The organism is Streptomyces venezuelae (assembly GCF_008642375.1).
Classification (GTDB): domain Bacteria; phylum Actinomycetota; class Actinomycetes; order Streptomycetales; family Streptomycetaceae; genus Streptomyces; species Streptomyces venezuelae_G.
In genome coordinates, this window is sequence record NZ_CP029194.1 from 4,015,550 (window position 1) to 4,040,289 (window position 24,740).

Genomic DNA, 24,740 nt, shown 5'->3' on the forward strand with positions numbered 1-24,740 from the left:
TTTCAGAAGATGTCGGGCGAGAACGGCCGCAGCGGCGTGCGGAACAGCAGGTCGGCGCGGGCCGCGGCGCCGGGGGCGAGCTCGTCGACACGGCCGAGGCGGGCGAGCCGTACCGCCGACTCGTCACCGAAGGCCAGCGTCCCCAACTCCGCTATGTCGAAGGCGAGGTCGGCGGAGTCGGTGGTGGTACGGACACAGCTCGCGCCCGCCGGGGAGGCGTCGAGGCGATAGCGCCCGCCCGCCAGGCCGTCCGCGTCCCGCAGGTCGAGGACGAGGCTCCCCTCCACCGGATACGTCCGGCTCTCCAGGACCTTGACGACGTCCAGGACCCGGACCCACAGCATGTCCACGTACGTCAGCGTCTTCGCCGCCCGCGGGTCCGGCAGGATCAGCGGCAGCAGGTCGTCGGGCGCCCGGTAGCCGGAGCGGACCGTGGTGATCCAGTCGATGGAGCAGACGTACTGCCAGAGGGCGCGCTCGGCGGCCGGGGTGACGGCGATCAGGTCCCGCACGGACGCGGTGTTCACGGGCTGCTTGGCGTCGTCCCACTTGTCGTCGGCGGTGTAGGCGACGTACCCCTCCACCTCACCGGAGTCGGAGCGGTAGACCGCGTAGAACGGCTCGGTCCACGGATCGAGCTGGTACCCGAGACCGGTGCCCTGCTCCCAGCCGCGCGTCGTGCGGTCGGTGACCCCGGCGCGGACCCCGGCGAGCCGGCGGTACACCTCGGGACCGATCTTGCGGATCTCCTCGCCGTCGGCCAGGTCGATCCGGCCGCCGCCGTCCGGGCGCCCCGTGCGCCGCGGGTCGAGCCCGGCCCGCCGCACGTCCACGCTCCACTCGGTGGTCCAGCTCGCCGGGCCGAAGCCGTACCGTCCGTAGATCGGGTACTCGGCGGCGATCAGCGTGGCGATCGCGTCGCCCCGCTCCTTCGCAGCGGCGAGATCGGCGGCCATCATGCGGCTGAGCAGCCCCTGGCGCCGGTGCGTCGGGGAGACGGTGACCTGCGTGACGGCGTCGGCGGTCAGGCTGCCGCCGCCGACCGTGCTGACCTCCTGCCGGAACGACCGGAAGGTGGCGACGATCCGGTCGCGGTCGAACACACCCAGCGTCCGCGCGAGGTCCGCGTTCGCGAGGCGGTCGGCGACCAGTTCGTCGGTGACGCGGGGCGGCCGGAGGAACCCTGTCTTCAGGGCGAGGAGCCAGCCGGGGAAGTCGGATTCCGTCACCGCGCGCACGTCGACACTCATCCCCCGACCCTACGCAGCGCACCACCGCAACCGCACCCGGGTTTCCCGGCCGCCGCCCGCACCGGGTCACCCCTCAGGAACCCACCGGCCCCGAGGGGTGTCCACCGGCCCCGCAGGCCGGCAGATCGCCGGCCTGCGGACCCTCAGGCCAGCAGGTCGTCGACCTGCGCCTCGCCCTCGCGGTAGCGGCGGGCGATCTCGCCGCTGCAGTCGTCGGCGGTCCGCTGGAGGTGCTGGCGTCGGCGCGAGATCTGCTGCTCGTACCCCGCGAGCCGCCCCATCGCCGTGTGCAGCTCCTCGTCCGTCCGGGCCGTCAGGTCCGACAGCTCGACCTCCGACAGCATCTCGGCCGCCAGCCGCCTGTACTCGTCGCCGCGCGGCGTCGACATCGTCACGTGCCGGGCCGAGCTGCGGTGCCGCGAGGGCACGTCGGCGAGGATCTCGGAGAGCCGGTCGAGGACCGGGGCCTCCGGATCGGTCCGCCGCGCCAGCTCGGCCCGCAGGATGTCGATCCGCCCCTGAAGCATGCGCCGTACGTAACTCAGATCGGCCTCGTCGCTCTGCGCCTCGCGGCGCAGCGCGCGCAGCTCGGGCAGCCGCAGCGCGCCGAGGTCCGGCCGCTCCCGGTCCGCGAGGACCGGCTCCCCGGTCCGCTGCACGGGTGGACGCGACGAGATCGGGCTTCCGCCCGTGCCTCCGCCGGGGCTTCGGCCCACGCTTCCGGCGCGGAACAGCGGTACGGGGCCGGACGGTGTCGGCCCGGTGCCAGGTGCACTCATGAGAATCGTCCCCTCGACCGGTGCGGAGCCGCACCGCCTGACAGGCATCGTGCCACTCCCACCCGTGCACGTGCAGGCGCTCTGCACCCGTTCGGCCCCTTACAGTTCCCGGCCGGTACGTTGGGACGCATGCGAGCTGTGGTGCAGAGAGTGGACGGCGCGAAAGTCGTCGTCGCAGGGGAGACCGTCGGAGAGATCGTCGGCGAGGGGCTGTGCGTCCTGGTCGGGGTGACCCATGACGACACCCCCGAGAAGGCGGCCCAATTGGCCAGAAAGCTCTGGTCCGTCCGAGTGCTCGACGACGAGAAGTCGTGCTCCGACGTGAACGCGCCGCTGCTCGTCATCTCCCAGTTCACCCTCTACGGAGACGCCCGCAAGGGCCGCCGGCCCACCTGGAACGCCGCGGCCCCCGGCCCGGTCGCCGAGCCCCTCGTCGACGAGGTCGTCGCGCAGCTGCGGAAGCTGGGGGCGCACGTGGAGACGGGCCGCTTCGGAGCGGACATGCGCGTCTCGCTCACGAACCACGGCCCGTTCACCGTACTCCTGGACGTCTGAGGCCCTACGGCTCGACGACCGTCTCCTGCGCGGCCGCCGTGTTCCCGACGAGCAGCGGCGCGTCCACCGGGACGTTCCGCTTCACCAGTGCCAGGGCGATCGGGCCCAGCTCGTAGTGGCGGACGGCGCTCGTCACGAAGCCGAGCTGCCGGCCCTCCTCGCCGTCGGCGGCCAGCCGGACCGGCGCGCCGTGGGCGGGCAGCAGCACCTCGCTGCCGTCCAGGTGCAGGAAGACCAGGCGGCGCGGCGGCTTCCCCAGGTTCTGCACGCGGGCGACGGTCTCCTGGCCCCGGTAGCAGCCCTTCTGGAGGTGGACGGCGCTGCCGATGAGGCCGACCTCGTGCGGGATGGTCCGGTGGTCGGTCTCGAAGCCGAGCCGCGGCCGGTGCCCCTCGACGCGCAGCGCCTCGTACGCGAGGACGCCGGCGGCCGGGCCGTGCGAGGCCGCGAAGGACTCCAGGTCGGCGCGGGGCAGGAACAGGTCGCGGCCGTGCGGTGTCTCCCGTACGACGGCGCCTTCGGGGACCTCGGCGATGGAGCCGGCCGGGAGGTGGACGACGGCGATGTCGTCCGTACGGTCGGCGACCTCGACCCGGTAGAAGAACTTCATCGACTCCAGGTACGCGAGGAGTTCCTCCCGCGTCCCCGGCTCGACGTGCGCCCACACGGTCTCGCCGTCGTCGACGAGGTACAGGGCGTGCTCGATGTGCCCGTTCGCGGAGAGGATGAGCGCCTCGGTCGCCCGCCCGGGCGCCAGGTCGGTCATGTGCTGGGTGACGAGAAGGTGCAGCCAGCTCAGCCGGTCGTCACCGGTGACGGCGACGACACCGCGGTGGGAGAGGTCGACGAAACCGGAGCCGTCGGCGAGGGCGCGCTGCTCGCGGAACAGATCGCCGTAGTGGGCGGCGACGCCTTCGTCGCGGCCTTCGGCGGCGACGGCGCCGGGCAGGGACAGCAGAGGGCTCTTCATAGGAGCCAGCCTACGACTCGCCGGGCAGCGGCCTAGGCCCCGGTCGTCCCGGCGTCCCCGGCGTCCGTGGTCGTCCCGGTGTCCGCGGCGTCCGCCGCCTTCCGTACGCACGCGGCGCACCGGCCGAAGATGGCGAAGTGCTTCATGTCCGTCTCGAAGCCGAAGGTCTCGCGGAGCTTCCCGGTGAAGCCGGCCGCCACCTCGACGTCCGCCTCGATGACCTCGGAGCAGTCACGGCAGACCAGGTGCAGATGGTGGTGCCGGTCGGCGAGGTGGTAGGTCGGAGCCCCGTGTCCCAGGTGCGCGTGGCTCACCAGACCGAGCTCCTCCAGGAGCTCCAGGGTCCGGTACACGGTGGAGATGTTCACCCCGGAGGCCGTCTTGCGGACCTCGACGAGGATGTCGTCCGGGGTCGCGTGCTCCAGCCTGTCCACGGCCTCCAGGACAAGCTGCCGCTGCGGCGTCAGCCGGTAGCCGCGCTGCCGCAGGTCGCTCTTCCAGTCGGTGCTTTCGGTGGTCACCACGCCCCCAGTGTAGGAGTGACCGCCCCGGATCGGGCCGGCCGTCCGGTCACCGGTCCACAGCCCCGACGCCGTGGGCGCCTCCCGACGTCATCTCGTCCGTCAAGGCATCCCGGAGGGCCCGCGTCGCACGCACCACGTCCTCGTGCGCCCGGATCTTCTCCTCCAGCACCTTGAGCGTCCGCCCCACCCGCCGCTGTTCCGGCGCCCCCGGCAGGTGGACGGGGAGGTCGGCGAGCAGGCGCATCGAGAGGTGCTGGATGGTCGAACCCGCGGCGGCGCGACGGATCCATTCCTGACCCGCGGACGAGGCGAGACATGCCAGGAGGTAGTCCGGGTCGACATACTCGCGCTCCCGCACCCGCAGCCGGATGAGCGACGGGCCGTTCAGCCACCCCTGCTCGTCCGAGGTGGCCCGCGCGACCCGTCCGACCGTCCCGGACCGGGTCATGAGGAGGTCGCCGTCGGCGACGGCATACCTCCCCAGCCGTTCCGCGTCCTCCACGGGCACGTGACGGGAGGGTGAATCCGTCAGCCGGTGGCCGACGAGGTCGACGGGATGGACGACGGGCAGTCCCTCGGCCACGTACTGTCCCGGCTTCAGCGCCGGCATCCCGCTCTGGATGTCGCAGATCTCGCCGAGGAGCACCCTGCGGCCCTCCCCCGAACGCCCTTCTTGTCGCGCGGCTCCCGCGTCCTGTGCCTGGTTCATGCTCTCCACCTGCCCTCCCCACCGAGTTCGGAGAGGATCTCCCGCGCTCGTACGTCCGCCTTGCGCGCCTGCTCGTCCCGCTCTGCGAGGTCGTCGATCAAACGGCCGATCTGCGCGGCGGAACCACCCGCTCCCTCCTGAGGCCCGGGGGCCACGTGCAGGACGGGACTGAGCAGCCAGTCCCTGGCCGCCAGGTTGCTCGGGGACACCGCGGCGCTGAATCCGTCCTGTCCGGAGAAGGTCCGCCCGTCGTCCTGAGCCGACCGCCATCGACGGCAGACGTCCACGATGGAGTCGACGTCGTCCTTCGACAGGACCCGCCGGACGCGGTCGGTCATGGTGCCGAGTGAAGCCCCGTCGACGAACAGCACATCCCGGTGGACATCGGTGGGGTTGCGCAGCAACCACAGGGTCACCGGGATGCTCGTGGCCTTGCCGAACAACTGAGGGGGCAGGGCGACCAGCGCCTCCACTGCGCCACTCTCGACCATGGCGGCACGGATGGCCCGCTCGGCCGGGTTGGCCGACTGCGCGGCGATGTTCGGCATCAGCACGACCGCTCTTCCTCCCGGAGCGAGCGCGGAGGCGGCGAGCTGGAGCCAGACGAAGTTCCCGCTGTGCCGGGGAGGCATGCCGTACGGGAGGTGTTCGGTGTAGCGGTACAGGTCCTCGGTGCGCTGGTTGAACGGCGGGTTGCTCACCACGGCCGCGTACCGCTCGCCGGACTCCGGCCACCCGGATCCGGCGGCCTCCACTGTGCGGGGCACGTCCCGGAGGTTCAGTCGCATACGAGCCAGGGCGGCGTCGCCCGCCCCGCCACTCACGCCATGCACGGAGAGCGCCGCCTCCGGTGCCCCGCTCCGCAAGACGGCGACGCAGGTGTCCAGGATCTCGCCCGTGCGGCAGAAGGGGTCGAGGATCGACAGGTCGCCGCTGCCGTGGGTCTCGGGCAGCAGTTCCGCCATCAGGCGACGCACGGCCCTGGGCGTGACCAGCTCGTTGCCGCGCCGCCCCTCGGTGCCGATGCGCTGCTCGACGAGCCAGTCGAACGCCTCGATCGCCGTGTCACGGTCCCAGCCTTCGGCGGCGAGCGCGTGTGCCACGGAGCCGGCGGAACGATCCTGCCACCGCTCCTCGTCCGGAGTGGCTCCGAAGGGTGCCCCTTCGATGCCGTCCTCGGCAAGGATTCGCGTCACGGTCCACCACACGTCGGCGGAACGCGACAGTTCGGCGGAAGGACGGGCCGCCACGGCATAGGTGACGGCGATCAGCAGATCGAGGGCGCGCTCCGTGGTGGCCTCGCCCCTGACCCGGTCGAGGATGTGCGTGAGAACGGTCTGCGGGGTGGCTCGCCTGCCCACCCCGAGGGAGGCCAGGACCCGGTCTCCGTAGGTCGTCCCCTCCGGTTCACCCGCCTGGAGACCGCTGACGGGGATCCGCCTGGTCGCGAGCCACTCCGCCACCTCGGAGGCCCGGAACGTGTCAGCCGCCCCCGTGCCGGTCCGTACGGAGTCGACGGGCTGCGGAAAGTCCTCATGCCGACGTGCCCAGTTGGTGACGGCAGGACGATTCACGCCCGCGAGGCGAGCGATGTCCGACCGGGTGACCAGTACTTCGGCGGGTGGACGCACAGGAGTCACCTTCTCAGAACCGGGGCTGCCGGTCGTCGCGCAGCGCCCGGGGCTTGTCCGCGAGGATCGCCGGGAACCGGTCCATCGCCCGGACGTCCTTTGCGAGGTCCTGGTTCACGTACCCCATGACTCGGTACAGCTTGGCATGGTCCTCACGGAGGTCCCGGTGATGGATCGGCTCGTGGTGCATGATGCGGTTCCGCAGCAGCACCAGCGAAAGGACCTGGTCGGCGAGGACCCTCCGGCTCCCCTGGTATCCAGGGAACGCCTTGTGCACCACCGGGACCCAGAAGCCCCTGTCGTTCGAGCGCGTCAGCAGCTTCCCCCAGAAGCCGAAGGAGAGCTCGGCGACGATGTCGTCGGGCGTACCGGCCTTGCCTCGGCCCAGGCAGTTCCTGCGGGCCTCGGCGACCTTCCGTACGCCTCCTCCGTCGAGCGGCGCGACCGCCCACCAGTCCGGACGGGCGTGGTGCTCCGACAGCCGGTTGTGGACGGAGTTGCGGAGGGCGACCTCGAGCCAGTGGAACGGGCCGAACAGTGCGGCGGACGCCTCCACGTTCCACCGGTACAGACGGACGGCCCCCGGACCGTCCCCCCGCATGAAGTCCACGTACGCACGGAGCCGGGCCTCCGAGAGGACCTCTGACATCCATGCGGGCAGCTCGTCGTTCACATTTCCCCCTTGCCGATGCGATGCGATGCGCCGCTGAAGCAGCCTGTGGCCTTCGACGCCGCCGGGCGTTACACTTCCCGGGAAAGCTTCTGGATCGCCTCTGCTTCGGCATGCCACCTGGAGCACGGAATGTGAAACCCCCGGCCACGCCTCATGCGGCCGGGGGTTTTCCGTTACCGAAGCTCCCACTTCCATGAAGGTAGCCCACATCGACCGCGATCACAAGTAGATGGCAGTCATCTGGATTCTGTTAAGCCTTGAGGGTGGGAGGGGTTAACACTCCGGGCCCACCGATCAGTCGGTGGGCCCGGACGGGGGAACGCGTCGGATCGCCCTGAGGGCGATCGCAGGTCTAGCGGAAGAAGGCGATGCCGTCGTCCGGCAGGTCGCCGAGGTTGCGGGCCATCTCCGCGACCTCCTCGGGCGTCACGACCTTCTTCAGGTGTGCCGACATGTAGGGGCGGAGCGGGACCTCGGGGGTCGCCTTCTCCCCGACCCACATGAGGTCGCTCTTGACGTAGCCGTAGAGCCGCTTGCCACCGCTGTACGGGCTGGCGGCCTCGGTCCGGGCGACGGCGTCCGTCGCGAGGTCGATCTGCGGCTTCTGGTCGGCGAGCTCGCCGTACCAGATCTCGACGATGCCCTGGTCACGGACCATGACGACCTCGACCTGGCGGTTCTTGTCGATGCGCCAGTAGCCGCTCTCGCTCTCCAGCGGACGGACCTTGTTGCCGTCGCTGTCGAGGACCCAGGAGTGCGAGTGGTACTCGATGAAGTCCCGGCCGTCGTGGCTGAACGTCACGGACTGGCCGAAGTTGCACTTCTCGGCGCCGGGGAAGTCGGAGACGCCCGCGCCCTCCCACGTACCGAGCAGGAACGCGAGGGGGACGAGGTCCGGGTTGAGGTCGGACGGGATCTCGATCATGAGCAGCTCTGGCGTTCTCTAGAAGTGGTTAGCGCTGGCCCTGGTACAGCTTCTTCACGGCGAGACCGGTGAAGGCGAGCACGCCGACAGCGACGAGCACCAGCAGAGTTTCGAAGAAAATGATCACGGGGTGCTCCTCGGCTGAGCGGTGAAGGCGTAACGGGCCGGACCCCAGCTTAGTGGGCGGGGGCCCGGCCCACTCTGTGAGGTGGGTCTAGCGACGCGGTGTCACGACCGGCTCAGCCGAGCAGCTGCGCCTGGAGGACGACGGTCTGCTGGAAGGGCACGGCGAGCGCCCCGCCCTTCCGGGTCTGCGTGACCACGGCGAGGGTGTCGCCGGCCGTGATGTAGGCCCAGCGGGTCTGCTCGGAGCCGAAGGGCTTCGTCTCCCCGTAGGCGTACGCGGACAGGTTCGGCACCCGGACGTCACCCGCCACACGATCGAGGATCTCCAGCTCGGCGACCCCGGCGGGCAGCACCTCGACCCCGTCGTCCGAGAGGGTCCTGTACAGCTCGTCCGCGTGGGCGACGGAGGAGAACTTCAGCAGGAGGACGCTGGTCCTCGTGCCGTCCGGCATCGTCCAGGCCCGGCCCGCGATGTGGCGCAGGGCCGTGTCGTCGAGCACCTGCCGCACCTGCGTGCGGTACTCCTTCCCGTAGCCCGCCAGGTAGGCCTCCTCGGACACCCAGCCGCCGTTCATCTCCGGGTCGACGGCGGCGCCCGCCGGTGCGGGCAGCAGCAGCTTCCGCGCGTCGGTGTGATGGATCTCGGCGTCGTTGCCCTCGGTGAAGGGCCGGGGCCGGTCCGCCGGCAGGGCGGGCAGCCGGAGCTGCGGGTACTCCCAGCGACCGTCGCTCTCGGTGGCCAGACCGGGGACGTCGGTCCGGTCGAGCGCGGTGATCCCCATGGCGGTACCGGCGCCCACGCCGCCGCACACGGCGACGGCGGCCGTCCAGCGGGCGACGGCCCACAGGACACGGCGGGTCCGGCCGGGGGCGGGAGCCTCCGGCACCAGGACCTGGGGGGCCTCTTCGGTCAGCTGCTCGGTCATACGTACTCCCCCGGGGACTCGATGTGATCGAGCTGCTTCCTCACCAGCTCCGCCACGGCCTGCCGGCCGAACGGCCGGCCACCGAACGCCGTGACGGTGACCATCACCTCACCGTCGTACGCCTGGCAGATCATGGACTGCAGCCGGGCCTCCCGCTCCTCCTCGTCGCCCCCTTGCGGTTCGGGCACCAGGAAGCAGGCGGCGTTCTTCTCGTGGCCCTTGACCTTCGGCCCCTCGGGCAGCTCCAGGAACTCGAACAAGTCCTTCCGGACGTCGGAGAACCGGCGGACCGCCTTCTTGTCCTTCATCCGCAGGACGAGCACTTCCACCTGGCGGGTGCTGTCCACCGAGGCGTACGAGCGCATCGCCATGCCCTGGATCCCGAGCTTGTCGATCTCCTTCTCGTAGGCGCGGCGCTTCTTGCCGTAGAGGCCCTTGTTCGTCTGCTTGAAGAGGGCCACTGCCTCCTTGGCGGCCAGCTCGTCGTCGTTGCCGTACCCCTTGATGTCCGCACCGAGCACATAGCCGTCCGGCGCGGGCAGGAGAAGCCTGCTCAGCGGGGTGGAGGCCCGCCCCTTCGCGAAACCGGTGGCGGGATCCGCGGAGGTCGGGGTCGCGGTGGGCTCCTCCCACCCCACGGTGGGGGCCGTCCGGTCGGCGCCTTCGGCGGTGACGGCGGTGTACGCGACCCCGCCCCCGACAGCCCCGAGCACGAGCACGGCGGTCGTGATGTTCGTCAGGACCCGGCGCTTCCGGCTCACGGTCTTCCCGGTCTTCCCGGTCTTCCCGGTCTTCCCGGTCTTCCCGCTCTTCTCGGCCTTCTCGGTCTTCTCGGCCTTCTCGGTCTTCTCGGTCACAGGCGCTCCAGCTGCCGCTCGGCCAGAGAAACGATGTCCTTCTCGGCGATCTTCCGTGTGTCGGACATGAGGATCTCGATCGCGATGTCTCCGCGCTGGACGTACGCCCGGGCCTCATACATGTCGAGGTACCCCGCCTTGCGCTGCACCGGGTAGACGAAGGTACGGCCGTTGCCGGAGCCCTCCAGCGCCGTCCCGATGCTGTCGGCCCGCTCCTCGCCGCTCACGATGCTCTGCTGGTTCTTGACGAACCCCCGGGCACCGATCATCGAACCGGGGCGGAACTGAACGAGGTAGATCGTGACGCTCCGGTGCTCACCTGACAGCCACGAACGGGACGCGACCCGGCGGACGCTCAGGCCGAGCTGGTCCTCCAGCGCCCCGGCGGGGCGGTTGTACCTGCCGACGTACTCCGACAGCGACAGCCACCCGTCCACACCGTCGGCCCGCGCCCCCTCCGGGCGCGGCAGGAGCAGCCTCCGCAGATCACCGTTCGCCTTCACCTGCCGGTCCTCGACGGCGGAGAGCGGTTCGGGCTCCTGCCCCTTCGTGAGCGGCTTCGGGTAGGCGAGACCGCCCAACTGGTTGAGCGGGGGCAGCGGGGTCGGTTCGCGCTCGGCCTGGATGCCGTAGCCGGTGGCGGTGCCGCCGACGAGGCCGATGACTGCGGCGACGGCGATCAGCCCGACCGTTCGGAGCACGCGGCGCCGCGGCCGTACGACCGGCGGTGTGTCCGGAGCCGTATCCCGCGCCTCGTCCGGATTTTGGACGCTTTCCTCGATACTCAAAAGTCCCCCCACGAGACCTGAACCACGGATTCCGATCACCCGCGCACCCAGCTGACACGTGAGGGACACCGGAGGTTGCAGCGCCGCGCATTACAGTTCGGCATATGGCGAAGAAGCTCGTGATCAAGGTGACCGCAGGGGCCGACGCCCCCGAACGCTGCTCCCAGGCCTTCACAGTGGCCGCCGTCGCCGTCGCCAGTGGCGTCGAGGTGTCGCTGTGGCTGACCGGCGAGTCCTCGTGGTTCGCCCTCCCGGGCCGCGCCGCCGAGTTCGAGCTGCCGCACGCCGCGCCCCTGCCGGACCTGATCGACTCGGTCCTGGCGGCCGGCCGGGTGACGCTGTGCACGCAGTGCGCGACCCGTCGCGAGATCACGGAGAAGGACGTCCTGGACGGCATCCGCATCGCGGGCGCGCAGGTCTTCGTCCAGGAGGCCATGGCCGACGAGACGCAGGCGCTCGTCTACTGACGACGAACCGAGGATGCGCAGGATCCTCTAGGACCTGTGCTTCTTGCCGTCGAGTTCGTCCCACCACTCGTCCGACTTCGGGTCCCCGGAGGGGTCGTCCCACCAGCGGTCCTCCGGGCCCCGGCGGTTCGCCATCATCGCGGCGACCGGGGGGATGACCATGGCGACGACGCACATCCCGATCGCCACCGGCATCGAGAAGAGCCGCACGACGGCCCAGGCGCCCACGAAAAGCACCAGGCAGGCGCCCATCATCCAGAAGTAGACGTGGCGACGGCGTGCGTACACATCTTCAGCGTACGTCCGGGCAGGGCCCCCGTCACCGGCAGCCGGAGGCCGCCGCGGCGGCCCGAACCCTGCGCGTCAAAGAGAAGTGACCGGAGGGCCGTGCCTCAAGTCCTGGTGATGGCGTCCAACCCCCCAGGAGGCACGGCCCTCCGGCCGTTCGAGTGCGGTGTGTCACCGCGTTCGCGGATCAGACCGCGATGGCCACGTCCGTCAGACTGCCGGCCTCGGTGACGACGACCTTGCGGTCGGCCTGGGCGCCCGGAACCAGGGCGCGCAGGGTCCACTCGCCGGTCGCCGCGTAGAAGCGGAACTGGCCGGTGGCCGAGGTCGGGACCTCGGCGGTGAACTCGCCGGAGCCGTCGAGGAGGCGCACGTAACCGGTGACGGGCTCGCCGTCCTTGGTCACCTGGCCCTGGATGGCCGTCTCACCGGGCTTGAGCGTGCTGACGTCGGGGCCGCCGACCTGAGCTCCACACATGTTCTCTGTCCTGTCCTAGAGGAATCGGGGGTCGCGCGACCGGTACTACTTGTTGGCGCCGAGCTCGATCGGCACGCCCACGAGGGAGCCGTACTCGGTCCACGAACCGTCGTAGTTCTTGACGTTCGTGACCTCGAGCAGCTCGTGCAGGACGAACCACGTGAGCGCGGAGCGCTCGCCGATGCGGCAGTACGCGATGGTGTCCTTCGCCAGATCGACCTGCTCGTCCTCGTAGAGGGCCTTGAGCTCGGCGTCCGACTTGAAGGTGCCGTCGTCGTTGGCGTTCTTCGACCACGGGATGTTGCGGGCGCTCGGCACGTGGCCGGGGCGCTGCGACTGCTCCTGCGGGAGGTGCGCCGGGGCGAGCAGCTTGCCGGAGAACTCGTCGGGCGAGCGGACGTCGACCAGGTTCTGGGCGCCGATCGCGGCCACGACGTCGTCGCGGAAGGCGCGGATCGAGGAGTCCTGGGCCTTGGCCTTGTACTCGGTGGCCGGGCGGGACGGGACCTCGGCGACGAGGTCGCGGGAGTCGAGCTCCCACTTCTTGCGGCCGCCGTCGAGGAGCTTCACGTCCTGGTGGCCGTAGAGCTTGAAGTACCAGTAGGCGTAGGAGGCGAACCAGTTGTTGTTGCCGCCGTAGAGGACGACCGTGGTGTCGTTCCCGATGCCCTTGGCCGAGAGGAGCTTCTCGAAGCCCTCCTGGTCGATGAAGTCACGGCGGACCGGGTCCTGAAGGTCCTGGGTCCAGTCGATCCGGATGGCGTTGCGGATGTGGTTCTTCTCGTAGGCCGAGGTGTCCTCGTCGACCTCGACAATGGCGACCTGCGGGTTGTCGAGGTTGGCCTCGACCCAGTCCGCGTCGACCAGGACGTCGCTGCGAGCCATGCTGTTCTCCTCCGGGGCAGTGTGCGGCGGTGTGGTGCGGTTGGTGCGGGTTTGTGATGCGGTACGCGTCGTCGCGTGGCGTACGACGGACGTACGTACGGCTGCACAGGGTGGCCCCGACCGCGGTCGAAGGGCCTGAGGGAATACGGGAGTCGGTGCTCCCGCTCAGACTGAACGACAGAGCATGGCGGCGACGCGGCACAGGTCTACTGCCCGCCGCTTCGTGAGATCCGCCTGTCGCTTCATGCCCTCGATCGTAGGGACGGACAGGCGGCCGTGTCACCGGTGTGTCGTATTTTGAGACGCGATCGTCCGAGATGCGAGACGCGATCACCCCACGCGTCGGCCCCGGACGCCCCCGTACAGCGGTGTCCGGTGGAGTTTCTGCGGATCGGACGGGGGTGTCTCAGCATGTGATCACGGTGCGGTTTTCGGAGCGCCGGGGGCCGGTGAGGGGGCGCCCAGGGCCGGCGAGGTGGTCGCCCCGGGCGCGGCGAGGTGGCCGCCCGGGCCGCCGAGAGGTCCGGCGGCGCTCTCCGGGGGCCTCAGCCCGCCAGGGCGATGTCCTTGCCCGAGACCGCGACCGCGAGGCCCTCCGGCGTCGCCTCGGCCTTCTCCACCTTCATCCCGGCGATCAGACCGATCGGCCGCTCGAAGTCGGTCCGCTTCCGGACCAGTTCCTCCACGCCCGGGATGCCCTCGCCCGGCACCTCGTCCGCGCGGACCTTGATCGTGTCGCCGTTCACGATGGTCACGGTGGACAGGACGGAGCGGGTCAGCGTGCGGCCCATGATCTCGACCCCGCCCGTGACCTTCAGCTTGCCGTCGCCCCCGTACTCGACCTTCGCCTCGCGGTCGGAGGCGGCCGTGAGGTCCGCGTACGAGATGAGGGCCGTGCCGGAGGCCGAGCCCGCCCGCGCGCCCGCCCAGTCGCCGGTGACGGTCACGTCCCGGAGCGCGGCCGTCAGCTCGGCGATCCTGATCTGCCGGCTGCCCGCCGTCGCCTTGACGCCCTTCGCCACCACGTCGACCTCGCCGAACCGCTTGTCCGCGACCTGCGTGAGGAACGGGAAGCCCTTGATGTCGACCTCGAACGAATCGCTGGACGCGCCCGAGAGCTTCACCCGGCTCGCCGCCTCCGACTCGGCGTACGCCACGGCGAGCCGGTCGATCCCGACGAGCACCCCGCCCAGCACGACGGCCACGATCAACAGAATCCGCAGTGCTCGCATGGGTTGTGCGTCTCCCCGATAGACAGTTACGCGTCTGGAACGTCTGGATAAGTGTTCGGCCCCCCGACACGAAGATCGACGTGTCGGGGGGCCGGTTGGTTCCCTGGCCGCTGCCGCGCCGGCTCAGCCCAGCGCGCGGCCCAGCAGGTAGACGGCGGGCGCGGCGGCCGTCAGCGGCAGCGCGATGCCCGCGGTCATGTGGACGAAGCGCGACGGGTAGTCGTAGCTCGCGACCCGCAGGCCGACCAGCGCGCAGACCCCGGCCGCGAGGCCGACCAGCGCCCCGGAGGCGCCCAGGTCGTTCAGGCCGCCGGCCGCGATCCCGGCGCCCGCGCCCGCGAGGAGCGCGACGACCAGGGAGACCGGGCCGGGCAGCGGGAGCGCCCGGGCGACGACGGTCGCGGCGACCGCGATCCCGCCGACGACGACCGTGTCCGGGTCGGCGCCGAGGTGCCCGGCGGCGACGACCGTGAGCGCGGCCGAGGCGATGGTGGCCATCAGGCCGTACATGCGCTCGTCCGGGTCGGCGTGGCTGCGGAGCTGGAGGACGAGACAGAGCAGGACCCAGGCGCCGAGCGTGCCCAGGATCGCGGCGGCCGCGTGCTCCCGGCCGGTGGCGAGCAGGGCGGCGTCGGCGACGAGACCGCCGGCGAAGGCGAGGGCGATGCCCTGCCGGGCCGGCCACATGCCGTTGAGCCGGAACCAGCCTGCGGCGGTGAGGCCCTGGAGCAGGACGAGCGGGACGAGCAGCCCGTACGGACCGAGGGCGGCGCCACCGGCGAGCAGGAGGCCGAGGACGGCGGTCAGGACCGCCGGCTGGAACCCGGGCTCGATCACGGGCGAGCGGCCCTCGGCACGCGCGCGCTGGGCGTCGGTGATCCGGGTGTTCCCGGAGGTGGTGGGCGACGACCAGCCGGGCGCGGCCGCCTCGGTCTCAGGAGCGGGCGCGGGGGCCACGGGCTCCGGCGCGGGCGTGTCGTACGCCACGGGGGCCGCAGGGGCCGCCGCGTACTGCTGCACGTGCTGCTGCTCGTACGTCACACCCTGCGGCGGCAGATACGCCGTGCTGTCGTAGGCCGGCCCGTACGCGGGCTGCGCGTACGGATCCTGGTACGGCGTCTCGTACGCCACGGGCTGCTGCTGGGCCGCAGGCTGCGCCATGGGCCGGACCGTGGGCTGGAACTGCGTGTCCCAGGTCTGGCCCTCCCACGTCTGGGTGACGTCGTGGGCCTGCTGCCCGTGGGCCTGCTGCCCGTGGCTCTGCTGCCCGTTCGCGTACGGGTCGTACTGCGGGTCGTTGCTCATGCTCTGGGGTTCACCCTCCTGCGAACGGGGGGAGCACCTCGACCGTGCCGCCCTCGGCAAGCCGTACGGTCTCATGGCTCCGGGTGCCGACGGGGTCGCCGTCGATCAGGAACGAGCACCGCTGGAGGACCCGGACGAGCTCGCCGGGGTGCTTCTCGCGGGCCGCGTCCAGGGCCTCCGCCAGGGTCTCGGCGGTGTACGGCTCCTCGGCGACACCGGCGGCGGCCTTGGCCGCGGCCCAGTAGCGGATGGTTCCCGCTGCCATAGCGGCGCTCCCTTCGTTCGTGTGCGCGCCGCCCCCCATGATGGGCTATCGGCGCGTGAGCCAGTCCCCCAGCCGGGCGAGCAGCTCCTCGTCCGCCGCGTTCTCGGCGTGGCCCATCCCGCGTTCCAGCCACAGCTCCGCGGCGTCGCCCCCGGCGGCGGCAAGGGTGCGCGGGTGGTCGAGGGGGAAGTACGCGTCCCGGTCGCCGTGCACGATCAGCAGCGGCACCGGCGCGATCAGCGGGACCGCCTCGACGGGTGAGAGGGGCACGGGGTCCCAGGCCCGCCGGTCGATCCGGGTGCGGAGCCCGTATCGGCCGACCAGCCGCCCCGCGGGTCGGGTGACCACCCAATGGAGGCGGCGCATCGGGGCCGTACCCCGGTAGTACCAGCGTGCGGGGGCGGAGACGGCGGCCACCGCGTCCACGCGGCCCTCCGCGCCCCGCTCCAGGGCCGCGTGGCGCAGGACGACGGACCCGCCCATGGAGAAGCCGACGGTCACCACGCGCGCGTGGCCGAGCTCGCGGGCCCAGCGGACGGCGGCGGACAGGTCGAGGACCTCCCGGTCGCCGACCGTGGAGCGGCCGCCGGAGCCGCCGTGCCCGCGGAAGGAGAAGGTCACGACGGCCGCGCCGCGCTCCGCGAAGGCGCGGGCGGCGCGGCGGACGGCGGGCCGGTCGGCCGATCCGGTGAAACCGTGCGCGACGACCACCGCCGTATCGGTGACACTTGCAGCGGAGGGTTCGTAAACCGCCTCGATACGGACACCGTCATCCGTACGCAACATCACACGCCGCGGATCAGCGGGATGGACGGAAGTGAGCGACGAGACATCCACCATGTGAAATCGACTCTCTCCCTCTGAACTCATGTGGGCTATTCTGCTGGGCAGAGGATCCGGGCGATGCAGCCCCCGGGTCCTTTTGCGTTTTCCGACCGTTGTTACGGATAGGTGAACAAAAGCTCTCAGGGCGCGAGAGCCGTCAGTGATCTGTACGAAGCAGTGCACGTCCTCGCAGGGACCGAGGAGGAACCGACGTTATGAGCGAGCGAACGCAGCACGTCCGACCGATGGCAGGTGGCGCGGTATGAGCTCTCTGCTGCTCCTGACCAACGCCCTCCAGCCGTCGACCGAGGTGCTTCCGGCACTCGGCCTGCTGCTGCACAACGTCCGGGTGGCCCCGGCAGAGGGCCCGGCCCTCGTGGACACCCCCGGCGCGGACGTGATCCTCGTCGACGGCCGGCGCGACCTCCCCCAGGTCCGCTCGCTCTGCCAGCTGCTCCGCTCCACGGGGCCCGGCTGTCCGCTGATCCTCGTCGTCACGGAGGGCGGCCTCGCGGCCGTCACCGCCGACTGGGGCATCGACGACGTCCTCCTGGACACCGCGGGCCCCGCGGAGGTCGAGGCGCGGCTGCGGCTCGCCATGGGCCGCCAGCAGATCGTGTCCGACGACTCCCCGATGGAGATCCGCAACGGCGACCTGTCGGTCGACGAGGCGACGTACAGCGCGAAGCTCAAGGGCCGGGTCCTGGACCTGACCTTCAAGGAGTTCGAGCTGCTCAAGTACCTGGCCCAGCACCCGGGCCGGGTCTTCACGCGTGCCCAGCTCCTCCAGGAGGTGTGGGGGTACGACTATTTCGGCGGTACCCGAACGGTCGACGTCCATGTGCGTCGGCTGCGCGCGAAGCTCGGCCCCGAGCACGAGTCGCTGATCGGCACCGTGCGGAACGTCGGCTACCGCTTCGTCACCCCGGAGAAGGTCGAGCGCGCGGCCGAGGACGCCCGGGCGAAGGACACCCGGTCGGCGGAGGCCGCCCGTTCCGCCCGTGTCAAGGAGGCCGACCGGGACGTCACTCCGGCGGAGGACAGGAACGTGGCGGACGCCACAGTGCGACCTGCCGGTAGGTAGGTCACCCCGCGTAGACTGCCGCGCGTGGCCAAGGTGACGCGGGATGACGTAGCTCGACTGGCAGGTACTTCGACCGCGGTCGTGAGCTACGTGATCAACAACGGACCCCGGCCGGTCGCCCCGGCCACGCGCGAGCGTGTCCTCGCCGCCATCAAGGAGCTGGGCTACCGCCCCGACCGGGTGGCCCAGGCGATGGCGTCCCGGCGCACGGACCTCATAGGCATGATCGTCCCGGACGCCCGGCAGCCGTTCTTCGCGGAGCTGGCGCACGCGGTCGAGCAGGCCGCCGCCGAGCGCGGGAAGATGGTCCTCGTCGGCAACTCCGACTACCGCACCGAACGCGAGATCCACTACCTGCGCGCCTTCCTCGGGATGCGGGTCTCCGGACTGATCCTGGTCAGCCAGGGCATGAGCGAGCAGGCCGCGAGCGAGATCGAGGCCTGGGACGCGCGCGTGGTGCTGCTCCACGAGCGGCCCGAGGCGATCGACGACGTGGCCGTCGTGACCGATGACATCGACGGCGCCAAGCTCGCCGTCCGGCACCTCCTGGAGCACGGCCACCCGTACGTGGCCTGCCTGGGCGGCGTCCCGAACACTCCCGCCGTCGGCGACCCCGTCGCCGACCACGAGGAGGGCTGGCGCCAGGCCATGCTGGAGGCGGGCCTGTCGATCGAGGGCCGGCTGTTCCAGGCCCCGTACAACCGCTACGACGCCTACCAGGTGGCCCTGAAGCTGCTCTCCGGCCCGGACAGGCCGCCGGCCATCTTCTGCTCCACCGACGACCAGGCCTTCGGTGTCCTGCGGGCGGCGCGCGAGCTGCGCATCGAGGTGCCCACGGAGCTGGCGGTCGCGGGCTTCGACGACGTGAAGGAGGCGGCGCTCACCGATCCGCCGCTGACCACGGTCTCCTCGGACCGCCCGGCGATGGCCAGGGCCGCGGTGGACCTGGTCCTGGACGACGGCCTGCGCGTCGCCGGCTCGCGCCGCGAGCGGCTCAAGCTCTTCCCCTCGACCCTGGTCGTCCGCCGCTCCTGCGGCTGCGGAGAGTAGCCCCACCCCCTACTCCCCCGGACCCTTTATATGGGGCATACAGGGTTCTGTCGGGCTTCTCAGCCGGTCCTCAGACGGCTCTCATGAACGGCTCCGAGAGTCATAGCCATGACGGACTTCCAGGAGCAGCAGCCACAGCAGCAGCCGTACTACCCGCCGCAGCCCCCGTACGCCCCGACCCAGCCGATCACCACCGAGCCGGGGACGACGGTCTGGCCGTCCGGCGGGCACGTCCCGCCGCCGCCCGCCGGCCCCCCGGTCGCCGCCGCCGCGGCGCCCGGCGCCGCTCCGGGCTCCCGTCGGCGCGCCAAGCGCGGGGTCGGACTCCTCGCGGCCGTGGCCATCGCGGCCGCGGCGGTCGGCGGCGGCACGGCGACCCTCGTCCAGCAGCTGACCTCCGACAGCCCCGTCACCGCCTCCTCGGTCGTGAACGGCACGAACGTCTCCGCGAGCAGCGTGGGCACGGTCGCGGGCGTCGCCCAGGCCGTCTCCCCCTCCATCGTCGAGATCTCCGCGAGCTCGAACTCCGGCAAGTCCACCGGCTCGGGCGTGATCATCACCTCCGACGGCGAGATCGTCACGAACAACCACGTGATCTCCGGCGCCTCCTCGATCTCCGTCCAGCTCAGCGACGGGAAGACGTACGAGGCCGAGGTCGTCGGCACGGACCCCGACAAGGACCTCGCGCTGATCAAGCTCCAGGGCGCCTCCGGCCTCAAGGCCGCCACGCTCGGCGACTCGTCGAAGGTGAAGGTCGGCGAGGAGGTCGTGGCGATCGGCTCCCCCGAGGGCCTCACCGGCACGGTCACGAGCGGCATCGTCTCGGCGCTCGACCGGGACGTGACCGTCGCCAAGGACGACGACGGCGGCAGCCGGGACCAGCAGCAGGGGCAGCGGTACGACCCGCGGCAGGGCTGGCCGTTCGAGTTCGGCGGACAGCAGTTCAACGGCGACACGGGCACGTCGAAGACGACGTACAAGGCGATCCAGACCGACGCCTCGCTCAACCCGGGGAATTCCGGCGGCGCGTTGATCAATATGAAGGGCGAGATCATCGGAATCAATTCGGCCATGCATTCGCCCAGTTCTTCGAGCGGTTCCACGGCCGGAAGTGTCGGCCTCGGATTCGCCATTCCGATCGACGCGGTGAAGGCCGACCTCGACAGCCTGCGCGCGGGCGGCGACAACTGACCGGCGAACGGGCGTCGTGCGAGGCTGAGCCCATGACGGGACAGCAGAACGAAGCCGAGCGCATCCTGATCGTCGAGGACGAGCCCGCCGTGCGGGAGGCCCTCCGCCGCAGCCTCGCCTTCGAGGGGTACGACACCCAGGACGCCGTCGACGGGCTCGACGCGCTCGCGCGGATGGAGGCGTACGCCCCCGACCTCGTCGTCCTCGACGTCCAGATGCCCCGGATGGACGGGCTCACCGCGGCCCGGCGGATCAGGGCCGCCGGCTCGACCGTGCCGATCCTCATGCTGACCGCCCGCGACACCGTCGGCGACCGGGTCACCGGCCTCGACGCGGGCGCGGACGACTACCTCGTGAAGCCCTTCGAGCTCGACGAGCTCTTCGCCCGGATCCGGGCGCTGCTCCGGCGCAGCTCGTACGCCTCCGCCGCCGCGGCCCCGGCCGACGACGACGTGCTGTCCTTCGAGGACCTGCGGATGGACCTGGCGACGCGCGAGGTGACCCGCGGCGGGCGGACGGTGGAGCTGACGCGCACCGAGTACACGCTCCTGGAGATGTTCCTGGCGCACCCGCGGCAGGTGCTGACCCGCGAGCAGATCCTCAAGGCCGTGTGGGGCTTCGACTTCGAGCCGAGCTCGAACTCGCTCGACGTGTACGTGATGTACCTGCGGCGCAAGACGGAGGCGGGCGGCGAGCCGCGCCTCGTGCACACGGTGCGGGGCGTCGGCTACGTCCTGCGTGGAGGAGGCGGCGAGTGACCCGTTTCCGGCCCCTGGCGTGGTTCCGTTCGCGGCCCCTGCGGTCGCGGCTCGCCCTGCTCACCGCCTTCGCGGTGGCGGTCGCGGTGGCGGCGGTCTCGCTGGCCTGCTGGTTCGTGACGCGGGCCCAGCTGGAGGCGGAGCTGGACTCCTCGCTGCGCAGCAGCAAGCTGGACGCCGCCTCGGTGGACAGCCTGCTCGACCTCTGCCGCGAGGGCACGACGCCACCGCCGGTCGGGGGCTCGTACACGGTGCAGGTGATCCTCGCCAACGGCTTCGTCTGCACCGCCGGCCAGGCCGCGATCCCGGCCGGCCCGGCCGACCTCGCGGTGGCGCGCGGCCGGCTGGCGTACGCGCTGCACACGGTGAAGGACGACGACGGCCGGGAGATGCGGGTCTACACCTACCCGCAGCCGGGGCCGCCCGGGCTCGCCGTCTCCGTCGCCCGCCCGCTCGCCGAGATCGACAACTCGATGTCCACCCTGCGCTGGGTGCTGCTCCTGGTCTCCGGGATCGGCGTCGTCGGCGCCGGCGCGGCGGGCCTGTGGGTGGCGCGGACCGGCCTCGAACCGGTGAACCGGCTGACCGGCGCCGTCGAGCACGTGGCCGCGACCGAGGACCTGACCGTCCGCATCCCGGTGGACGGCGAGGACGAGATCGCCCGCCTGTCGCGCTCCTTCAACGCGATGACGGCGGCGCTCGCGACCTCCCGCGACCGGCAGGCGCAGCTGATCGCGGACGCCGGCCACGAACTCCGTACGCCCCTCACGTCGCTCCGGACGAACGTCGAGCTGCTCGCGCGGAGCGAGGAGACCGGCCGGGCGATCCCTGCGGACGACCGGCGGGCCCTGATGGCCTCGGTGAAGGCGCAGATGACGGAGCTGGCGGCGCTGATCGGGGACCTCCAGGAGCTGGCCCGCCCGGACACGGTACGGCCGGGACCGCTGGAGGTCGTACCGCTGCACGGCATCCTCCGCTCGGCCCTGGACCGGGCCCGGCTGCGCGGCCCGGAGCTGACCTTCGTCACGGACCTCGCACCCTGGTACGTCCGGGCGGAGCCGGCGGCGATCGAGCGCGCCCTCGTCAACGTCCTGGACAACGCGGTGAAGTTCTCGCCGCCCCGGGGCACGGTCGAGGTGACCCTGATGCGGGGCGAGCTGACGGTCCGGGACCACGGCCCGGGCATCCCGCCGGACGAGCTCCCGCACGTCTTCGACCGCTTCTGGCGCTCCCCGTCGGCCCGCAGCCTGCCGGGCTCGGGCCTGGGGCTCTCGATCGTCGCCCGCACGGTCCACCAGGCGGGCGGCTCGGCGACCCTCGGCCCGGCCCCGGGCGGCGGCACGGTGGCGACGCTCCGGCTGCCGGGCGCGCCGACGCCGCCGCCGTCAGTTGTGGCGGATGAGGGACGCGACGAGGCCTGAGCGGGTGTTCGGGTAGTCCATGGGGACGATGCCGAGGCCCTTCCAGGTGTTCGCCGTGCCGTCCAGGAAGCCGTGCACCCGGGGGTTGAGGTTGTCGGAGTTCCAGCGCGGCGGCAGGGACGCGGACGTGCTGACGAAGTTGATGTACAGCTTGCCGGGCTGTTCGACGGCCTGGCGGAAGTGGGCCTCGATCTTGGGGTACTTGGCGTTCGGCAGGGCGTTCCAGTCGTCCTGGATCGCGATGGCCCCGCCGTCCCACCACTTGAGGCCGGGCAGGCCGCCGTTGTCGGCGATGAGGACGACCTTGCCGCGCGCCTCGCCGAGGGCGGGGAGGGTGTCGCCGATGCGGAACAGCGACCGCCAGCCGCGGTTGTCGAGGTAGTCGTCGAAGATCGCGCGGAAGGTGGCGTCGGAGTCCGAGGAGTACTCCTGCTTGACCCGCATGAGGACGGTCTCGGAGGGGTGTGCGGCGAGGAAGTTCCGGCAGGCGACGAGGACGTCCCCGAACATCATGTTCTGGTACGAGGCGCCGTGGTGGATCGCGAACGATCCGCCGGTCACCCGGCACCGGATGTCCAGGAACCGGATCCCGCTGTCCAGCTGCTGGGCGATGGTGGTGTTCTGGCACTCGGACCAGGGGCCGCCGAAGCGGGCGCCCGAGTCGTGCGTCCCGGGGATCGTGAGCCGCCGCAGGTCGGTCCCGTCGCCGTGCGCCGCCATCCAGGCCCGTACGTCCACGGCGGAGGCGGCGGGCGCCCCGAGCATCACTCCGGCCCCGGCGGCGAGGGCCCCCACGAGAAAGCGTCGTCGCTCCATGGACCGGATAATGACAGGGCCACGACAAATTCACCAGAGGGCCTCCGGAACGCGCGAAAGGGGGCGGCGGCCCGTCGGAACGGTCCGCCGCCCCCTTCGCTCAGGGGCCCGGAAGGGCTACTTGACGACCGTGATGCGGTCCGTGGCCGGCGCCGACAGCGGCGCGGCGGCCGAGGAGTGGGCGCCCAGGTAGGCGGTGAACATGTCCAGGTCGGACGCGCCGACCAGCTTGTTCTTGTGCTCCTTCAGGACCGGGAAGCCGTCGCCGCCACCGGAGAGGAACTCGTTCATCGCGACCCGGTAGGTCTTCGCCGGGTCGATCGCCGCACCGTTCAGGCGCACCGAGTCGACCACGATCCGGTCGGCGCCGGTCTTGGTCATGTCCAGGGTGTACGTGAAGCCCTTCGACACCTGGAGGATCTTCGGCGACCCCAGGTTGGCGCCGCTTACCTGCTGCTGGAGCGCGGTCACGAGCTGGGCGCCGGTCAGGTCGACCGCCGTCATCATGTTGGTGAACGGCTGGACGGTGTACGCCTCGCCGTAGGTCACGACCCCGTCGCCCTCGGCGCCGGACGCCTTGTGGGTCAACGGCGCGCGGACGCCGCCCGGGTTCATCAGGGCCAGCTGGGCGCCGCCCTTGTCGGCCGGGGCCATGCCCTCCAGCTGCGCGTCCGCGATCAGGTTGCCCAGCGGCTTCTCGTACACCCCCGCGTCGAGGGGGTTCTCGATGTCCGCGGCGATGTGACCGACGGGACGGCCCGCGATCGGCGCGGCCAGGTCCTTCCAGCGCTTGATCAGCTTGCTCATGTCGTCGGCCGGGAGCACGTCACGGGTGACGACGTGGTTCGCGGACGCGACGGCGGTGCGGACGATGTCCTTCGTACGACGGTCGTAGGTGAGCGTCGTGTCGGTGTAGAGCCGGCCGAAGGAAGCCGCCGAGGTGACCGTGCGCGGCTTGCCCGCCGGGTCCGCGATGGTGCACGCGTACGCCTGGTGGGTGTGGCCGGTGACCAGGGCGTCGACCTGCGGGCTGACGTTCTTGGCGATGTCGACGATCGGGCCGGATATGCCGTTGCCGGGGCCCGGGCTGTCGCAGTCGTAGTTGTACGCGCCCGAGGCGGGCAGGCCGCCCTCGTGGAGCAGGGCGACGATCGACTTCACGCCCTTGCGCTCCAGCACCTTGGCGTACTTGTTGATCGTCTCGACCTCGTCGCCGAACTTCAGGCCCTTGATGCCCTCGGCGGACACGATGTTCGCCGTGCCCTCGAGGGTGACACCGATGAAGCCGATCTTGACGCCGTCGCGCTCCCAGACGAAGTACGGGTCGAGCAGCGGCTTGCCGCTCTTCTCGTCCGTCACGTTGGCCGCGAGGTAGGGGAAGTTCGCCCCCTTGAAGGTCTTGCCCTCCTCGAAACAGCCCTCGGTCGGGTGGCAGCCGCCGTTCTGGATGCGGGCCAGCTCGCGCGCGCCCTCGTCGAACTCGTGGTTGCCGACCGAGCTCACGTCGAGCTTCAGCTTGTTCAGCGCCTCGATGGTCGGCTCGTCGTGGAAGAGCCCGGAGACCAGCGGCGAGGCACCGATCATGTCGCCCGCCGCGGCGGTGACGGAGTACCGGTTGCCCTCACGGGCCTGCCGCAGGTGCGTGGCGAGGTACTCGACGCCGCCGACGTCGTTGATGGTCCCGGTCGTGCCGTCCTCCTTGAGGTAGGAGAGCCGGCCGGAGGAGCCGGTCGGCGGCTCCAGGTTGCCGTGGAGGTCGTTGAACGACAGCAGCTGGACGTCGACCATCCGGCCCCAGCCCTTGCCGTTCCCGTACCCGCTCGCGGCCTCGGCTGCGAACTCGTCCCCGGCGGCCCCCGCCGACGACGGGATCGCGGCGAAAAGCGCCCCGACGGTCGCGAGTCCCGCGCCCGCGGCCAGAATCCGCCGCCCGGTCTTGTTCTTCCTCGGTGTCGCTGCCAT

At 71.3% G+C, this 24,740-nt stretch carries 28 protein-coding genes; 7 read left to right on the forward strand and 21 right to left on the reverse strand.

Annotated elements, in window-relative coordinates; genetic code table 11:
* Nucleotides 1–2: 2 nt before the first annotated feature.
* On the reverse strand, nucleotides 3–1,250 hold the full coding sequence (locus DEJ46_RS18240) for a GNAT family N-acetyltransferase (RefSeq protein WP_150267803.1): 1,248 nt from the start codon (nucleotides 1,248–1,250) through the stop codon (nucleotides 3–5).
* Between the two features lie 143 nt (nucleotides 1,251–1,393).
* The gene (locus DEJ46_RS18245) at nucleotides 1,394–2,029 is read right to left on the reverse strand and encodes an ABC transporter substrate-binding protein (protein WP_150267804.1); all 636 of its coding nucleotides are present in this window, start codon (nucleotides 2,027–2,029) and stop codon (nucleotides 1,394–1,396) included.
* Nucleotides 2,030–2,158: 129 nt separating this feature from the next.
* Here DEJ46_RS18245 and dtd point away from each other — a divergent pair, with 129 nt between their 5' ends.
* Nucleotides 2,159–2,584 (forward strand): D-aminoacyl-tRNA deacylase, encoded by a 426-nt coding sequence (dtd, locus tag DEJ46_RS18250; protein ID WP_150267806.1) that lies wholly within the window; start codon nucleotides 2,159–2,161, stop codon nucleotides 2,582–2,584.
* Nucleotides 2,585–2,588: 4 nt separating this feature from the next.
* Here dtd and DEJ46_RS18255 read toward each other — a convergent pair whose 3' ends face one another.
* From DEJ46_RS18255 to DEJ46_RS18300, 9 genes are all read right to left on the reverse strand, one after another.
* Nucleotides 2,589–3,554: a YgfZ/GcvT domain-containing protein gene (locus tag DEJ46_RS18255; protein ID WP_150267808.1), complete on the reverse strand. Its 966-nt coding sequence runs from the start codon at nucleotides 3,552–3,554 to the stop codon at nucleotides 2,589–2,591.
* Nucleotides 3,555–3,586: 32 nt separating this feature from the next.
* Complete coding sequence (locus DEJ46_RS18260) at nucleotides 3,587–4,078, reverse strand: Fur family transcriptional regulator (protein WP_223834751.1); 492 nt, start codon at nucleotides 4,076–4,078, stop codon at nucleotides 3,587–3,589.
* Between the two features lie 46 nt (nucleotides 4,079–4,124).
* Nucleotides 4,125–4,787, reverse strand: a complete 663-nt coding sequence (locus tag DEJ46_RS18265) for a restriction endonuclease subunit S (RefSeq protein ID WP_150267810.1) — start codon at nucleotides 4,785–4,787, stop codon at nucleotides 4,125–4,127.
* Entirely contained in the window at nucleotides 4,784–6,361 is a 1,578-nt protein-coding gene (locus DEJ46_RS18270) for an N-6 DNA methylase (protein ID WP_190622736.1), read from the reverse strand. Before DEJ46_RS18270 ends, DEJ46_RS18265 begins: the two co-directional genes overlap by 4 nt.
* Before the next feature lie 70 nt (nucleotides 6,362–6,431).
* The gene (locus tag DEJ46_RS18275; RefSeq protein WP_150267814.1) at nucleotides 6,432–7,091 is read right to left on the reverse strand and encodes a hypothetical protein; all 660 of its coding nucleotides are present in this window, start codon (nucleotides 7,089–7,091) and stop codon (nucleotides 6,432–6,434) included.
* A 352-nt stretch (nucleotides 7,092–7,443) separates the two neighbouring features.
* A complete protein-coding gene (locus DEJ46_RS18280) occupies nucleotides 7,444–8,016 on the reverse strand; it encodes an FABP family protein (RefSeq protein ID WP_150267816.1) in 573 nt (190 codons plus the stop codon).
* 239 nt (nucleotides 8,017–8,255) lie between these two features.
* Complete coding sequence (locus DEJ46_RS18290; RefSeq protein ID WP_150267818.1) at nucleotides 8,256–9,068, reverse strand: hypothetical protein; 813 nt, start codon at nucleotides 9,066–9,068, stop codon at nucleotides 8,256–8,258.
* Nucleotides 9,065–9,925: a hypothetical protein gene (locus DEJ46_RS18295; RefSeq protein ID WP_223834752.1), complete on the reverse strand. Its 861-nt coding sequence runs from the start codon at nucleotides 9,923–9,925 to the stop codon at nucleotides 9,065–9,067. Before DEJ46_RS18295 ends, DEJ46_RS18290 begins: the two co-directional genes overlap by 4 nt.
* Nucleotides 9,922–10,626: a hypothetical protein gene (locus tag DEJ46_RS18300; RefSeq protein WP_223834754.1), complete on the reverse strand. Its 705-nt coding sequence runs from the start codon at nucleotides 10,624–10,626 to the stop codon at nucleotides 9,922–9,924. The genes DEJ46_RS18295 and DEJ46_RS18300 overlap by 4 nt, the downstream gene beginning before the upstream one ends.
* Before the next feature lie 191 nt (nucleotides 10,627–10,817).
* Here DEJ46_RS18300 and DEJ46_RS18305 point away from each other — a divergent pair, with 191 nt between their 5' ends.
* Entirely contained in the window at nucleotides 10,818–11,180 is a 363-nt protein-coding gene (locus DEJ46_RS18305; protein WP_024756301.1) for a DsrE family protein, read from the forward strand.
* Nucleotides 11,181–11,207: 27 nt separating this feature from the next.
* On the opposite strand, the gene DEJ46_RS18310 is transcribed toward DEJ46_RS18305, so the two are convergent.
* From DEJ46_RS18310 to DEJ46_RS18345, 8 genes are all read right to left on the reverse strand, one after another.
* On the reverse strand, nucleotides 11,208–11,468 hold the full coding sequence (locus DEJ46_RS18310; protein ID WP_150267820.1) for a DUF3099 domain-containing protein: 261 nt from the start codon (nucleotides 11,466–11,468) through the stop codon (nucleotides 11,208–11,210).
* Between the two features lie 187 nt (nucleotides 11,469–11,655).
* Nucleotides 11,656–11,946, reverse strand: a complete 291-nt coding sequence (locus tag DEJ46_RS18315; protein WP_030693674.1) for a DUF1416 domain-containing protein — start codon at nucleotides 11,944–11,946, stop codon at nucleotides 11,656–11,658.
* A gap of 45 nt (nucleotides 11,947–11,991) precedes the next feature.
* Nucleotides 11,992–12,831, reverse strand: coding sequence for a sulfurtransferase (locus tag DEJ46_RS18320; RefSeq protein ID WP_150267822.1), 840 nt, complete (start codon nucleotides 12,829–12,831; stop codon nucleotides 11,992–11,994).
* A 165-nt stretch (nucleotides 12,832–12,996) separates the two neighbouring features.
* Entirely contained in the window at nucleotides 12,997–13,077 is an 81-nt protein-coding gene (locus DEJ46_RS40915) for a putative leader peptide (RefSeq protein ID WP_350497993.1), read from the reverse strand.
* A 299-nt stretch (nucleotides 13,078–13,376) separates the two neighbouring features.
* Complete coding sequence (locus tag DEJ46_RS18330) at nucleotides 13,377–14,063, reverse strand: DUF2993 domain-containing protein (RefSeq protein ID WP_150267823.1); 687 nt, start codon at nucleotides 14,061–14,063, stop codon at nucleotides 13,377–13,379.
* 123 nt (nucleotides 14,064–14,186) lie between these two features.
* Nucleotides 14,187–15,368 (reverse strand): hypothetical protein, encoded by a 1,182-nt coding sequence (locus tag DEJ46_RS18335; RefSeq protein WP_150267825.1) that lies wholly within the window; start codon nucleotides 15,366–15,368, stop codon nucleotides 14,187–14,189.
* A 10-nt stretch (nucleotides 15,369–15,378) separates the two neighbouring features.
* Nucleotides 15,379–15,633: a MoaD/ThiS family protein gene (locus tag DEJ46_RS18340; RefSeq protein ID WP_024756296.1), complete on the reverse strand. Its 255-nt coding sequence runs from the start codon at nucleotides 15,631–15,633 to the stop codon at nucleotides 15,379–15,381.
* A 45-nt stretch (nucleotides 15,634–15,678) separates the two neighbouring features.
* The gene (locus tag DEJ46_RS18345) at nucleotides 15,679–16,503 is read right to left on the reverse strand and encodes an alpha/beta hydrolase (protein WP_150267827.1); all 825 of its coding nucleotides are present in this window, start codon (nucleotides 16,501–16,503) and stop codon (nucleotides 15,679–15,681) included.
* Nucleotides 16,504–16,720: 217 nt separating this feature from the next.
* Here DEJ46_RS18345 and DEJ46_RS18350 point away from each other — a divergent pair, with 217 nt between their 5' ends.
* From DEJ46_RS18350 to DEJ46_RS18370, 5 genes are all read left to right on the forward strand, one after another.
* On the forward strand, nucleotides 16,721–17,542 hold the full coding sequence (locus DEJ46_RS18350) for a winged-helix domain-containing protein (protein ID WP_150267829.1): 822 nt from the start codon (nucleotides 16,721–16,723) through the stop codon (nucleotides 17,540–17,542).
* 24 nt (nucleotides 17,543–17,566) lie between these two features.
* On the forward strand, nucleotides 17,567–18,592 hold the full coding sequence (locus DEJ46_RS18355; protein ID WP_150267831.1) for a LacI family DNA-binding transcriptional regulator: 1,026 nt from the start codon (nucleotides 17,567–17,569) through the stop codon (nucleotides 18,590–18,592).
* A 108-nt stretch (nucleotides 18,593–18,700) separates the two neighbouring features.
* Nucleotides 18,701–19,783 (forward strand): S1C family serine protease, encoded by a 1,083-nt coding sequence (locus tag DEJ46_RS18360; RefSeq protein ID WP_150267833.1) that lies wholly within the window; start codon nucleotides 18,701–18,703, stop codon nucleotides 19,781–19,783.
* A 32-nt stretch (nucleotides 19,784–19,815) separates the two neighbouring features.
* Complete coding sequence (locus tag DEJ46_RS18365; protein WP_150267835.1) at nucleotides 19,816–20,541, forward strand: response regulator transcription factor; 726 nt, start codon at nucleotides 19,816–19,818, stop codon at nucleotides 20,539–20,541.
* Nucleotides 20,538–21,962, forward strand: a complete 1,425-nt coding sequence (locus DEJ46_RS18370) for a sensor histidine kinase (RefSeq protein ID WP_223834756.1) — start codon at nucleotides 20,538–20,540, stop codon at nucleotides 21,960–21,962. Before DEJ46_RS18365 ends, DEJ46_RS18370 begins: the two co-directional genes overlap by 4 nt.
* Here DEJ46_RS18370 and DEJ46_RS18375 read toward each other — a convergent pair.
* Together DEJ46_RS18375 and DEJ46_RS18380 are read right to left on the reverse strand one after the other, a co-directional pair.
* Nucleotides 21,927–22,778 carry a phosphatidylinositol-specific phospholipase C domain-containing protein gene (locus tag DEJ46_RS18375; RefSeq protein WP_150267837.1) on the reverse strand — a complete coding sequence of 284 codons (852 nt, stop codon included), beginning with the start codon at nucleotides 22,776–22,778 and terminating at the stop codon, nucleotides 21,927–21,929. The genes DEJ46_RS18370 and DEJ46_RS18375 overlap by 36 nt on opposite strands.
* A 117-nt stretch (nucleotides 22,779–22,895) precedes the next feature.
* On the reverse strand, nucleotides 22,896–24,740 hold the full coding sequence (locus DEJ46_RS18380; protein ID WP_150267839.1) for a bifunctional metallophosphatase/5'-nucleotidase: 1,845 nt from the start codon (nucleotides 24,738–24,740) through the stop codon (nucleotides 22,896–22,898).